Origin of the sequence: Aquimarina latercula DSM 2041 (assembly GCF_000430645.1) — a bacterium.
Lineage (GTDB): Bacteria > Bacteroidota > Bacteroidia > Flavobacteriales > Flavobacteriaceae > Aquimarina > Aquimarina latercula.
In genome coordinates this window covers 461,760-474,666 of sequence record NZ_AUMK01000003.1, presented here as the reverse complement: position 1 = coordinate 474,666, position 12,907 = coordinate 461,760, and the positions used below count along the sequence as shown (strand labels likewise).

Genomic DNA, 12,907 nt, shown 5'->3' with positions numbered 1-12,907 from the left:
TACAATGAAAAAAAGATTATTACTTGTTCTAATATTACCATTTTTTTTAGGCTGTTCTTCTATTAAGTTGATAGACTCATGGAAATCCAAGGATTTTCAATTTTTAAAAGCTAAGAAAATATTAATCGCTGCAAAAAGCCCTAATCTAGAAATTAGAAAATCATATGAAACAGCAATAGCCGATCAATTAAAAGATCATAATATTGATGTAGTGATGATGCATAAAATATTTCCTGATTTCGAAGAAAAAGAGAGAACAGCACCAAAAGAAACAGATCAAATAATAAAACTATTTGTAGATAAAGGAATCGGAGGTGTTCTGGTTACATCTTTAAAAAACACAATCGAGACAAAAAAATCAGATACTCCTCAGCGCGCTAATATACCCGAAGAGTATGAAGGTAAAAGTTTTCTAGTTTTTAATAATGAAGATGATATCAGCAACACCTTACCTAAACTTTCTGCACCAGAAAATGGTGGTACTTTGCCTACATCCAAAACGTATATTTTAGAGGCAGTAACCTACGATCTTACCTTAGAGAAAGACAGACAATTAGTAAGTGTTTCTGTAATAGATATTACTGATCCAAAGTCTGCATCTAAGGTACTGGACAATTTTTCTAAAATTGTTTCTAATCAGTTTAAACAATAATGATCATTCCTCATAAAATGTGGTATTATAATAAATCATTAATTCTTTTGTTGTTGTTTATAATTTATGGATGCGGAATAAAAGAACCTATTGTACACCAACCTTTTCAATTAAATAATGCTTCTAAGAAAATAGCAATATTTTTAGATGGAACGCACAATAATGAAAGTAGCTATACAAATGTATCTAAACTTTATAATTTAACTACACTACAAAACAATCCTGATATAAGAGCTGTTTATTTAAGAGGTGTAGGGAATGGAGCTGATTTATTGGGATTGATTACCGGATCTGGTATTAAAAGAGAAGTATGTAAAGGGTATCTATATCTTGCAGAAAATTATAATCATCTACGTGGAGATCAAATTTATATTTTTGGTTTTAGTCGTGGAGCATATGCATCTAGAATTCTCGCTGGCCTTATTTATGTTGCTGGGATTCCAGATTTACAACATATTCCAAAGGAAAAAAGATTACAATTTGTTAGAAAAATTTATGATGCTCATAAAAGTAAAAAGAACCTTCGGGAAAGGAGAGAGGATGTTAAAAAAATAACCAAGCAGAATACCCTAGATCCAAATAATTATAAAATAGAATTTATGGGCCTATGGGATACTGTTGCTGCCCTGGGAATACCTAAATACGATGAAGAATATTATGCACCGAAAAATAACTATTTTGATCAATTATGTAATGTTAAAAAAGCGGTGCATGCATTATCATTAAATGATAATCGAAGTTCTATATTTACTCCAGTTTTGCTTACTCAAGAACGATTATTTGCTACTTGTAAAGAAGTTAAACCTGAAGACGTAGTGAATGAAGTTTGGTTTTTTGGCGCTCATTCTGATGTAGGTGGAGGTGCTAAAAACACTAATATTAGTGGAGTTTCCTTAAACTGGATGATTGATCAGCTTACCGAATATAAATTATTACCTGAGAATGTCAATGTATACCAAGATCGTTTTGATAAAACTAACAACCCGGCAAAAGGATTTGTTCGCCTATTTTACCCGAGAAGAAGTCGTAAATTGTCACTTTTAGTATCAAAAAATGGATATAAAAAAGAAAAATTAAAAATACATCAATCTGTTTTAGATCGATTAAAAATTTCTTTGCAGACCTATGAAATTAACTTAATTAAACTATTTAGTGAGTGTTTTGAGAAAAATGATTTAGGAGGTTATGATTATATAGAGGATACAGAATGCTTTATAATTGAAAAATAAATATGATAAAAAAAATATATCAATATCGTTTTGAACTTTTCTTATTTAGTCAGATAAGTATTCTCTTTGGCTCACTGATTTTACCAGAATATTTTTTTGAAAAATTTATATCGCCTTTACTATTCCTTATCAATTTAATAGCAGGAATTATATTGATTTCGAAGAAGAGAAAGGTAATGTGGTTTTTTATAGTATTACTAATTATATCCGGAATTGTTTTTGGTGCAGATTTTTTAGAAGATAAAGGCAGCCAAGTTTTAAAGTTACTCAATATGGGGGTTTCCTTTTTATTTTACACCATTGTAACTTTTGAAATTATACAACAAATATGGGAAGCTAAAATCGTTAATAAGAATGTGATTTTTGGGCTCATTAGTGGTTATATATCATTGGGATTAATTAGTTTTTTTATTTGTTTGAGTATAGAAATAGTACATCCTGGTTCTTTTGAAGGACTTAACGCAACTGTAGAGCAATCTCAATTATTTACAGAACGTTTGATGTATTATAGTTATATAACCTTAATGACAATAGGGTATGGTGAAATTGTTCCTGTAACCTCTTTAGCGCAGAAAGCAGCTATTTTGATAGGGATGATAGGGCAATTTTATTTAGTAATTTTAACTGCTATTGTAGTGGGGAAATATATAGGGCAGATTCCTAAAAATAATATAGAATAAAATATAAGAATTATTAGTATATGATTATTAATTTCTAAGATTAGATAAATACCATTAATAGTAAAATATAGTATTCTTTATAAACTAGATAAACAGATGAAAACAACTAATTTCTCAATGTACGGTAATCAACTACTTTTTAATGTTTCAGCAATTTTCTTTTTTATAACAGGAAGTATGTATAGTCAAAATTTAGCTGACCTCTACAATAAAATTAACTCATCGGTTGTAGTTATTGATGTCGTTAGTATTGGATCACAAGGAGAAGGTGTTAATAGAAAATTGGCAACACAATCATCACAAGGTTCAGGTTTTTTAATTTCTAAAGAAGGATTGATTTGGACAGCAGAACACGTAATCAAAGCAGCAGAAGTAATTACTGTAGAATTTGTAGATGGTGATAGGTATGAGGCAGAAGTTATATCTTCTAATCCAAGCGCAGATGTAGCTTTATTAAAAATTAAAGATGAGTTTTTGGTAAATAATAAAACAGTAGCTAAAATTGGAAACTCTGACAGTGTCCAAATAGGGGAGGATGTCTTCGTTTTAGGTGCTCCTCATGGTTTCAAACAATCGTTATCAAAAGGAATCTTAAGCGGTAGGCACATTCCAGAAAATTTAAGTAACAACTTTATTAAAGTAGAATTTTTACAAACTGATGCTGCTATCAACCCTGGTAATTCTGGTGGCCCGGTTTTTAACATGAAAGGAGAAGTGATTGGTATTGCTAGCAGAATATATACCATTTCTGGGGGATTCGACGGTATTGGATTTGCAGTGTCTTCTAATGTAGCAAAAAAAATATTAATGGAAGATCCAGATACTTGGACAGGAATGGATGCCAGAATAATTTCTGGGGATCTTGCTAAAGTGCTTAATATCCCTCAAAGATCAGGTTTGCTAATTCTTAATACATCTACCCAAGGTACAGCCGGGAAACTGGGCTTAAGAGGAGGACAGATCCCTGCTATTATAGATGGTGAACAAATAGTTTTAGGAGGAGATGTTATTTTGGATATTATGGATATAAAATTTGAAAATGATAATAGCGGATATCAAATAAAAGAAAAGATAAAAACATTAAAAAAAGGTGATTCTATTTCCATAACTATTTTGAGAGAAGGTAAAATAGGAACTCTAAAATTCCCGAAGCAATAAATAGTCCAAATTGTTTCATTGGATTATTAGTTTGTTTCAGTTCCATATTTATACGTTTCAGTTAATATAGCCTCTGTTTTCAACAGGTCTAAATATACTTTTGACTAAAGATTAAGAAAATCAATTGTTTAAAAGTATAATATAAAATCAGATGAAAACAGTTATTAATATATTAAAAATATGTCTAGTATTACTAATATTTAGCGCTACAGAATCTACAATTGCACAAAGAAATAATACTAGTCGAAATAGAGCAACTTCAGAAAGAACGTATCCAAAAAACAACAATCAAAGTTCCAGAAGTTTTAGAGGCGATGGTTACCGTACGCAACCTATATATCGTAATCCACGATATAGATATCCTAGACATCACCGGGTGATTACTACTTTGCCCAGGCGCCATGTTAGAGTAATTTACAGAGGATTACCATACTACTACTATTCGGGAACATTTTATACAGTTTACGGTGATGGATATGTAATCGTATTGCCACCTGTTGGATTTAGAGTGACTGTATTGCCAGTAGGTTATGTAAGAATTATAACTGGACCCTCTGTTGTTTATTACCACTCAGGAACGTATTATAAAGAAATAGAAACAAGTGAGGAAATAGAGGAAAAATATGAAATCACACAACCACCTGTAGGAACTCAAGTTAAAGATATACACAAAGATGCAGAAGAAGTGATTCTAGATGGAAAAGTGTTTTATGAGTATAACAACATGTTATACAAGAAGATATCAACTTTTGATGGAAATACAGCTTATGAAGTAGTATATATATCAGAAAACAACTAATTAAAATACATATTATGAAAATTTCAAATAGTAAACTCTTGGTAATTCTTTTCTTAATAATAGGATTAACAGTAAATGGTCAAAATGTAAAAGAAGCTATTCAAAATACGAAGCAAATTATAGAAGGGAAGAAAAACCTCGAAAGAGATAGTAAAGAATTAAAAGCATTAAAAGTCAAAATTAAACTATTTGAAGAATCTTTTGACTTAAAGGATGTTACAAGAGTAAATCTGTTAAAAAAAGATATTATAACAGATATGATTCGAGAAGTCGAACAAAGTAATCTAAAAGCAAAACAGGCTAGAATTGAGATAGCTCAAAGTTCTTCGGAAATAAGATCTGAAAGAAGGGAAATACGAAATAATCGTGAAGACTCTGATCGAGGTGGGTATGATAGAAAAGATGATCAAAGAGACATGGCGAGAGATAGAATTAATAAACGAGATGATCAAAGAGATAGACGAGATGATATTAAAGATTTTGAGATGCAAATTAAACGAGCAGAACGTCAGACAATAATCCTTAAAGAACTTAAAGATTTCAATTTCTCATTTAACCAGGCTGAAATAGAAAAAATGATAGCTAAAAAGAAATTAGCTTCAGAATTTGTCCAAACATTAGAGCAAGATATTGTGGCTACTAAAAGAGAACTCGCAGAAGATAATAGAGAAAGAATAGAAGATAGAAGAGAACGACAGGATGATCGTAATGAGAAAAATGAATATGAAACAAGAAAACGACGTAGAAGATTGTAAATAAATGATGCCGTAATAATTATGGGATTAATAAAAGATTGAGAGTAGAATTTAATCAAATTGTTTTAAAAAGCCTTAGGATTACCTAAGGTTTTTTTTAGGTGTATATGTAACGTCTTATGAATAGAATTTACTTAAAACATTTCACTTTATGTTTTAGACGTTTTAGCATCAATTTTAGCTGTTTGGATTTGAAAACCAGAATATTACCTGTTTTCTTAGGATACATTTGTACAAGAAATAATATTTAAACAATAAAATCAAATAAGATGAAAACAGGAAGTTTTAAAATAGTTTATAATAGCAAAACAATGTTTACAGCAGAAGAAATTAGTTTAAACACCGAAAGAGGTAATAATCAAGAAAATGAATTTGTACTTATCAAAAAATGGTTCGATAACCTTTATGAAAAATTAAAAAGTTTAGGAAGAGGAGCTGGATATGCAATTAGTAATTAAAAAGAAAGAGATATGAAAACGCTAATAAGAATAATTCGAAATACTGTGAATAGAACTAAAAATAAAAAGGAGCATAACCATTTTTATAATAGCTCAAGAAGCTATGATCAGGATGAAAATACTTTTTTATTTATTTAAAGAAATTAAAATTAAACAATTATGAAAACTAACATAAAAATAATAATAACAATAACAATAATAATGAGCTTGATTAGTTGCTCTTCGGTAAAAGTAACTGATTCGTGGAAAGATATAAATACTACGAATATTAAAAACAAAAATATCATGGTGGTAAGTAGAACAAATGATGTAATAATCCGTACAAGATTTGAAAGGGATTTGGCTAGTAATTTAAACCAAAAAGGATATGAATCTATTGAAAGCTTTATATTATTTCCAGACTCTAATACCAATTGTGATGTTGATAAAAAAGAGTTGAATCAGATTAAAAGTGAAATTCAGGATAATGGAATAGAGGTAATTGTTGTTACAAATTTAAGAGATACTCAGGAGTATACCGAAACAGTTACCACAGGAACTTCCTATTACGTAGATGTTTTCCCTTACTACGGAAGAGGATACTATAGAGGATTTTATCGATATTATGATAGCTCTTATATTAGTTCAGATCAAATAACACAGGTAACTGCTCATAACACAAGGTATATTTTGGAAACATTAGTGTACGACTTAACTAAACCCGAAGAAAAACAATTGATATGTGTTATTACATCCAGTATAGAAAACCCCGATAGTTTAGGAAGTACATCAAAGGATTATGCAAAACAAATAGTAAAAAAATTGAAAACATAAATTTTTGTGATTGATTAGTTGGTTGTTCCGTCGGAGGTTTTGAAGTATCTCCGGCGGATTTTATTTTATTTTGAAATTTAATCCTAATGATAGATTATTAAATCCTTGTAAAGTATAATCCAAGTTGATTCTAAACCAATTAACATTAACGCTAGCTCCTATATTCGCTCTTAATCCACGTACGTTGTTTTTAATATCTAGCGGATTTATAAATGATAATGTTTCGGTTTCCGTTTCGATTATATAGCTACCTTTTAGTTTGGTAGATGAATTACCGAAAACATAACCTAATCCTCCATATACATTAAATACTGGGTTTTGAGTAGATCCAATAAGTTCAAATAACCAAGAATTCAACGTGGCATCTATTTCTTGATTATTTCCCGTTACGAAACCATCAGAAGCAAACTCAAAATCACCTATCAAAGTAGTATATGCAATTAGACCAGAAAGTGCAATTTTTGACTCATTTATAGGTCTTATCCATTTAGAAAACTGATGTTGAATTCCTATTCCCCAAATCTCTAGACTAATGTCTTCAATATTTAGTTTAGGAAAATAACGTATTCCAAGTTCGGTATATTTGGGCAACCCTATTTTAAATTGCAAAAAAGCATTTGGGAGTAAATTTATATCTATCAGTCCTATTCCTTCTGGAGCGGTAAATTCGAATTGTTCTCCATCAACCGTAGCAATAAACTGTAAATCAGAATCACCTCCCAAAATAGTAGGAATTTGTGCCATTCCACTATCATTCTGATCTATGGACAAGTTTGGTATATCTCTAACATCTATTTGAAAAGTTTCTTTCTCACTAGGGATAAAAGAACCATTAGAAACAATAGAAAATTTCACTTCCCATACATCCATTGTTTTGGCAGAATTATACCAACCTCCTGTTAGTCCATACATAACACCTTCAGTCATTGGTTCTGTATATCTGGTAGCTACTCGTTCAGTAAATTCAATCCCTACCAATAAAAAACTTCTTAGGTTTTCTTGTGAAAACCCTGAATAAAATAAGTTAAAAAAAAATACAAGGATCAATTTTTTCATTATCAATATATATGATAGTTAAATGTACCATAATTAAATCAAATCATTGTAAATCAATACTATGAAATATGTCTCATTTTACATCAGAGATAATTCATATACGATTTAGGTTGTTTCATTCATAAAAGCGAAATCCAAGTTTATTCTTGAACATACATTTGTAAAATAAAATCATAAAAAATATAACAATGAAAATTTCAAATGTAATTTTTACCACTTCAATTTTAGGTAGCATCTTATTGTTTACCACAGCGGGGTTGTATAAAATAGAAAGTAATAACAATATGGGTCATAATATCCCAGAACCTTGTAAATGGAATCCAGAATTAGAATTGAACAATTTGGCTTCAGAACAATTATATAATGATTTGTCATTCGAATCTGTTTTCGGAACCTATAATGAATATCAGATAAGTCCAAAAGATATTTTTGATGTATCAGAAGGAGAAGATATAATCTATTAATTCAATATGGATATTCAGAAATCTCAGAATTATATCAAGATAAATTTAATTACATTTATAGGGTATATCAAACGAAAATTTATAATGATAGGTAGCAAAAAGGTCAAACATATTATTGTTTTTAAGATTGCATTGCTTATCACTATATTAATTAATCTACCTAGAGCACTTTCTCTTTTTCATATCACTGACAAGCTAGTAGATTCTTTTAGTGAAGTATCCTTAGGAGATATTTCATTAAGAGTTATTTCTTTTTTTATTTTTTCTCTGTTAGCTCTTTATATTAATACAAATTGGAAAGAAAAATATGCATTTCTTAGCTTTTATAGTAAGACTATAATTACTGTAGTTTTAAACACTATATTATATTTAGGGTTTGTGTATTTATTTATAAAAGGTTATGCGTTTTTTATAGGGAAACCATTATCTGAGTCTGAGGTAGGTCTTCAATACTTTGTTTATTTTGTAATTCTATTGATTTGCATTTTTGTTGCTAGTATTCTTAGGTATCAAATTAGTCAACAAAAACAATTATTAGAGAACGAAAATTTAAAACAACAAAATTTACAAAAAGAGTTAACCGCATTAAAAAATCAAATAAACCCCCATTTTTTGTTTAACTCTCTCAACTCATTAAACTCTTTGATTAGAGACAATACCAAAGCAACTAAGTTTGTTAATAATTTATCCTTTTTATACCGATATATTTTACAGAGTGGTGAACGGGATTTGGTAACGGTAAAAGAAGAACTTAAATTTTTACAGAGTTACATCGAGTTGATAAAAACAAGATATCAGAATCGCTTTGAAATAGATATAAAAATAGATCAAATCCTATTGTCAGAAGAAATTCCACCATTGGGACTTCAATTACTAGTTGAAAATGCCGTAAAACACAACGAAATATCTCAGGAAAACCCCTTGAAAGTAAAAGTATATAGTTCTGACAAAGGCATATTTGTAGAAAATGTTATAAAAGCCAGAACTTCTTTAGTACAAGGCACAGGAAATGGTTTGATTAATCTTGATAAACGTTATTACTTATTAAAAAAAGAGCATATAGTTATTGATAATAGTAATGGTTTATTTAAGGTAATACTTCCTTTAAAAACAGACACATGAGAGTTATAATTATAGAAGATGAAATTACAGCTAGTGATAACTTAACATACCTTCTTAATAGAATAGATGCGTCTATAGAAGTAGTAAAAGTTTTAGATTCTGTAAAAAGTTCAATAACGTACTTTTCGGAAACCGTTGATGCCGCACTAATATTTATGGATATTCATCTTGCAGATGGCATTTCTTTTGAAATTTTTGATAAAGTATCAATCGATGTCCCAATAATTTTTACTACAGCCTATGATCAATATGCTATAAAAGCCTTTAAGGTCAATAGTGTTGATTATTTATTAAAACCAATCGATCAAGAAGAATTAGCTACGGCGATTACAAAGTTTAAAAACCAAAAACAAACCTCGAATACAGTATCTAATCAAATAAATGATGTAGTTCAGTTTTTACAAAATTCTTCAAAATCATATAAAAACATGTATCTAGTACATCATAAAGATGAATTATTGCCGCTACCAACAGATGATATTTCTTATTTTTTTATAGATATGGGAATGGTTAAAGCTATAACCACTGAAAATAAAGGGTATATAATTGATAAAAAATTAGAAGATATTGAAGAAGAGTTAGATCCTGAAAAATTCTTTAGAGCGAATCGACAATTTATTATTCAAAAGAAAGCCATAGTCAATATAAAATACTATTTCAATGGAAAATTAATTATAAATATTAATCCTGTTTCAAAAGAAAGAATCGTCGTAAGTAAAGCTAAAGCTACAAGCTTTAAAAATTGGTTGTCAGAATAGGTATTTATTTAGAATCATTCTGATTTTTAACAATTTAATTAATCTGAAGGATGTAGTTTTATAAAAAAACATTAAATTGAAGTAGGTTAAATATTCACACATTTGATCTAATTTAAAAATGGTTTGCATATGGGCTTATATAATATCTTCATACTTATTTTTTTAGAGTAAACCCAGATAAAAATCAACATTACAAACAGAGTATAAATCTTTTCATTTTGAAAAGAGCACTAAAGATTGTTTAGGATATAGATATTATAAATATCACGTACTGTATTAGCATATATTAAAAGTTTTTAAATAGTATTGATTAGTTTATGAACTATGATATATATCATTTTTTGTCCTAAATGATTGGTACATCTTTATAATTAATAATAGACCTTTTAGCTATGCCAATAAAAAGTTATTTAGCACATCCCTATCAAGGAAAAAAAGATCAACTTATAAGTGCATTATCTTCACTAGAAAATTGCGAAGTTATTCCTGCAAAAAATCAAGAACTTCTTATAGTAGTTACAGACACAAATAATTCTGTCCAAGAGGATATTTTAAGAGAAAAATTAGAAACAATTTCTAGCTTAAAACTATTAGCAATGGTTTCAGGTTTTAATACTCCAAATTAATATATATGTATACATCAACACTTACCAATAGAAGGAGTTTTATTAAAAAAATGGCAATATTATCTGCTATGACTGCGGCGACATCAATGTTTCCAGGTATTATGTTTGCGGATGAACAGGAGAAAGGGATACCTTCTGGATCAAATTTGGATTGGAAAAAAGCGCCTTGTCGTTTTTGTGGTGTGGGTTGTGGTGTTTTGATAGGTACAGAAAAAGGGAAAGCTATTGCCGTTAAAGGAGATCCAAAATCTCCTGTTAACAAAGGACTATGCTGCGTAAAGGGATATCATTCCATCATGGCCTTGTACGGAAAAGATCGTTTAACTAAACCTTTGATAAAGAAAAATGGAGAATATGTAGAAACATCTATGAAGGAAGCATTAGACCTTATTGCTTCTAAAATGAAAAAAACAATTAAAGAACACGGGAAAGATGCAGTTTCGATTTATGGTTCTGGTCAGTGGACTATTCCCGATGGATATGTAGCATCAAAACTATTTAAAGGATGTATAGGAACCAATAATGTAGAGGCCAATGCTAGATTATGCATGGCTACTGCTGTAACAGGCTTTTTAACATCATTCGGTTTGGATGAACCTATGGGATGTTATGAGGATATTGATTATGCAGATACATTTGTGTTATGGGGTAATAATATGGCTGAAATGCATCCTGTTTTATTTTCCAGACTGTTAGATCAACGACTTAAAAAAGGAGTGAAAATTATTGATTTTGCTACCAGAACCACTCGCACAAGTATGGCAGCAGATAAGTCTATATTATTTAAGCCTCAAACTGACTTAGCAGTAGCAAATGCGATATGTTATGAAATAATTCATAATGGCTGGATGAATCAGTCCTTTGTAGAAGAACATTGCAATTTTAGCAAAGGATTGACTAATATGGGATATGGTTTGGAAGACGGCTATAAGTTCGTAGACAAACCTGAGAAAATTAGCTTTGAAGATTACAAAACATTTCTAGATGATTATACACCAGAAAAAGCTTCAGAAATTTCAGGCGTATCGGTCAAAGATATTAAGTATTTAGCCGCACAATTTGGAGATCCAAATAAAAAGGTGATGTCGTTTTGGTGTATGGGAATGAATCAACATTCTCGAGGAACCTGGATGAATAATTTAGTATATAATATACATTTATTAACAGGTAAGATATCTGAACCAGGAAATAGTCCATTTTCATTAACTGGTCAACCCAGTGCTTGTGGAACGGTAAGAGAAGTAGGGACCTTAACTCATAAACTTCCACATGGAGTTGTTACCAATAAAAAACATCGTGAGTTTGCAGCTAAAATATGGGATGTTCCAGTCGAAAATATAGATCCAAAACCTACATATCATACTGTAGAGATGTTTCGAGCACTCGATAGAGGAGATATCAAATTTATGTGGATTCAGGTAACGAATCCAATGGTCACAATGCCAAAGTTAAAACGCTATAGGGATGGAGCTAAAAAAGAAGGGCGATTTATTGTTGTTTCTGATATTTATCCAACTCCTACTACTGATATTGCGGATATCATTTTACCTTCTGCAATGTGGATAGAGCGAGAAGGTATGTATGGTAATTCTGAAAGGCGTACCCAATACTTTGAACAAATGTTAGAGCCGCCTGGAGAGGCTATGAGTGATACTTTGCAATTAATTGAAGTTGCCAAACGAATGGGGTTTGAAAAACAATTCTATTACAATGAAGAAACTCATATAGAAGAAATTTATACGGAATACCGAAGACATCATGAAGGGAAAAAGCACAATATGGCTCCGCTAGAGGTGTTAAAATCTCAGTCAGGTGCTATGTGGCCATATGTCGATGGAAAATCTACACAATGGAGATTTAATGCAAAATACGATCCAGCTTGTTCTAACGGAAAAGATTTCCATTTCTATGGAAAACCAGACGGTAAGGCAATAATCTGGCAACGTCCTTATGAACCTGCAGCAGAAGAGCCAGATAAAGAATATCCATATTGGTTAGGTACAGGTCGTGTAGTAGAACATTGGCATACAGGATCTATGACTAGGAGAATCCCTGTATTACATAAGGCAATGCCGCATGGATATGTGGAACTACATCCAGATGATGCTAAACGTTTACAAATTAGAACAGGAGATAAGGTTAAATTAACAACACGACGTGGAGAAATTGTTTTACCAGCTTCTGTGGATGAAAGAGGAGTACCAGCTCCTATGCAGGTATTTGTTCCTTTTTTTGATGAAAATATGTTGATTAATGACATCACCTTGGATTCTTTTTGTCCAATTTCAAAAGAACCAGATTATAAAAAATGTGCGGTAAAAGTAGAAAAAGTATAAA

At 30.4% G+C, this 12,907-nt stretch carries 14 protein-coding genes; 13 read left to right on the top strand and 1 reads right to left on the bottom strand.

The window, feature by feature from the left end:
- Window positions 1–4 precede the first annotated feature (4 nt).
- The 8 genes from H526_RS0102320 to H526_RS0102285 all read left to right on the top strand — a co-directional run bounded on the left by H526_RS0102320 (window position 5) and on the right by H526_RS0102285 (window position 6,544).
- Window positions 5–652 carry a hypothetical protein gene (locus tag H526_RS0102320; protein WP_027391500.1) on the top strand — a complete coding sequence of 216 codons (648 nt, stop codon included), beginning with the start codon at window positions 5–7 and terminating at the stop codon, window positions 650–652.
- On the top strand, window positions 652–1,881 hold the full coding sequence (locus H526_RS0102315; RefSeq protein ID WP_027391499.1) for a phospholipase effector Tle1 domain-containing protein: 1,230 nt from the start codon (window positions 652–654) through the stop codon (window positions 1,879–1,881). Before H526_RS0102320 ends, H526_RS0102315 begins: the two co-directional genes overlap by 1 nt.
- A 2-nt stretch (window positions 1,882–1,883) precedes the next feature.
- Window positions 1,884–2,561 (top strand): ion channel, encoded by a 678-nt coding sequence (locus tag H526_RS0102310; protein WP_027391498.1) that lies wholly within the window; start codon window positions 1,884–1,886, stop codon window positions 2,559–2,561.
- A 96-nt stretch (window positions 2,562–2,657) separates the two neighbouring features.
- Window positions 2,658–3,719 (top strand): S1C family serine protease, encoded by a 1,062-nt coding sequence (locus tag H526_RS0102305; protein ID WP_051335931.1) that lies wholly within the window; start codon window positions 2,658–2,660, stop codon window positions 3,717–3,719.
- A 151-nt stretch (window positions 3,720–3,870) separates the two neighbouring features.
- A complete protein-coding gene (locus H526_RS0102300; RefSeq protein WP_027391496.1) occupies window positions 3,871–4,518 on the top strand; it encodes a DUF6515 family protein in 648 nt (215 codons plus the stop codon).
- A gap of 14 nt (window positions 4,519–4,532) precedes the next feature.
- Window positions 4,533–5,273 carry a hypothetical protein gene (locus H526_RS0102295; RefSeq protein WP_027391495.1) on the top strand — a complete coding sequence of 247 codons (741 nt, stop codon included), beginning with the start codon at window positions 4,533–4,535 and terminating at the stop codon, window positions 5,271–5,273.
- 269 nt (window positions 5,274–5,542) lie between these two features.
- Window positions 5,543–5,731 carry a hypothetical protein gene (locus tag H526_RS0102290; protein ID WP_027391494.1) on the top strand — a complete coding sequence of 63 codons (189 nt, stop codon included), beginning with the start codon at window positions 5,543–5,545 and terminating at the stop codon, window positions 5,729–5,731.
- A 159-nt stretch (window positions 5,732–5,890) separates the two neighbouring features.
- Window positions 5,891–6,544 (top strand): hypothetical protein, encoded by a 654-nt coding sequence (locus H526_RS0102285; protein ID WP_027391493.1) that lies wholly within the window; start codon window positions 5,891–5,893, stop codon window positions 6,542–6,544.
- Between the two features lie 60 nt (window positions 6,545–6,604).
- Here the strand turns inward: H526_RS0102285 and H526_RS0102280 are convergent, their stop codons facing one another.
- Window positions 6,605–7,600 (bottom strand): DUF6588 family protein, encoded by a 996-nt coding sequence (locus tag H526_RS0102280; protein WP_027391492.1) that lies wholly within the window; start codon window positions 7,598–7,600, stop codon window positions 6,605–6,607.
- 188 nt (window positions 7,601–7,788) lie between these two features.
- Between H526_RS0102280 and H526_RS0102275 the strand changes: the two genes are divergently transcribed.
- The 5 genes from H526_RS0102275 to H526_RS0102255 all read left to right on the top strand — a co-directional run bounded on the left by H526_RS0102275 (window position 7,789) and on the right by H526_RS0102255 (window position 12,906).
- Entirely contained in the window at window positions 7,789–8,064 is a 276-nt protein-coding gene (locus tag H526_RS0102275) for a hypothetical protein (protein WP_027391491.1), read from the top strand.
- A 6-nt stretch (window positions 8,065–8,070) separates the two neighbouring features.
- On the top strand, window positions 8,071–9,186 hold the full coding sequence (locus tag H526_RS0102270) for a sensor histidine kinase (RefSeq protein WP_027391490.1): 1,116 nt from the start codon (window positions 8,071–8,073) through the stop codon (window positions 9,184–9,186).
- Complete coding sequence (locus H526_RS0102265) at window positions 9,183–9,944, top strand: LytR/AlgR family response regulator transcription factor (RefSeq protein ID WP_027391489.1); 762 nt, start codon at window positions 9,183–9,185, stop codon at window positions 9,942–9,944. The genes H526_RS0102270 and H526_RS0102265 overlap by 4 nt, the downstream gene beginning before the upstream one ends.
- A gap of 392 nt (window positions 9,945–10,336) precedes the next feature.
- Window positions 10,337–10,570, top strand: a complete 234-nt coding sequence (locus H526_RS0102260; RefSeq protein ID WP_027391488.1) for a hypothetical protein — start codon at window positions 10,337–10,339, stop codon at window positions 10,568–10,570.
- 5 nt (window positions 10,571–10,575) lie between these two features.
- Complete coding sequence (locus tag H526_RS0102255) at window positions 10,576–12,906, top strand: molybdopterin-dependent oxidoreductase (RefSeq protein WP_027391487.1); 2,331 nt, start codon at window positions 10,576–10,578, stop codon at window positions 12,904–12,906.
- Window position 12,907 lies beyond the last annotated feature (1 nt).

Coding starts and splice junctions, on each gene's coding strand:
- H526_RS0102320 (WP_027391500.1), top strand. CDS start 5: ATGAAAAAAAGATTATTACTTGTTCTAATATTACCATTTTTTTTAGGC.
- H526_RS0102315 (WP_027391499.1), top strand. CDS start 652: ATGATCATTCCTCATAAAATGTGGTATTATAATAAATCATTAATTCTT.
- H526_RS0102310 (WP_027391498.1), top strand. CDS start 1,884: ATGATAAAAAAAATATATCAATATCGTTTTGAACTTTTCTTATTTAGT.
- H526_RS0102305 (WP_051335931.1), top strand. CDS start 2,658: ATGAAAACAACTAATTTCTCAATGTACGGTAATCAACTACTTTTTAAT.
- H526_RS0102300 (WP_027391496.1), top strand. CDS start 3,871: ATGAAAACAGTTATTAATATATTAAAAATATGTCTAGTATTACTAATA.
- H526_RS0102295 (WP_027391495.1), top strand. CDS start 4,533: ATGAAAATTTCAAATAGTAAACTCTTGGTAATTCTTTTCTTAATAATA.
- H526_RS0102290 (WP_027391494.1), top strand. CDS start 5,543: ATGAAAACAGGAAGTTTTAAAATAGTTTATAATAGCAAAACAATGTTT.
- H526_RS0102285 (WP_027391493.1), top strand. CDS start 5,891: ATGAAAACTAACATAAAAATAATAATAACAATAACAATAATAATGAGC.
- H526_RS0102280 (WP_027391492.1), bottom strand. CDS start 7,600: ATGAAAAAATTGATCCTTGTATTTTTTTTTAACTTATTTTATTCAGGG.
- H526_RS0102275 (WP_027391491.1), top strand. CDS start 7,789: ATGAAAATTTCAAATGTAATTTTTACCACTTCAATTTTAGGTAGCATC.
- H526_RS0102270 (WP_027391490.1), top strand. CDS start 8,071: ATGGATATTCAGAAATCTCAGAATTATATCAAGATAAATTTAATTACA.
- H526_RS0102265 (WP_027391489.1), top strand. CDS start 9,183: ATGAGAGTTATAATTATAGAAGATGAAATTACAGCTAGTGATAACTTA.
- H526_RS0102260 (WP_027391488.1), top strand. CDS start 10,337: ATGCCAATAAAAAGTTATTTAGCACATCCCTATCAAGGAAAAAAAGAT.
- H526_RS0102255 (WP_027391487.1), top strand. CDS start 10,576: ATGTATACATCAACACTTACCAATAGAAGGAGTTTTATTAAAAAAATG.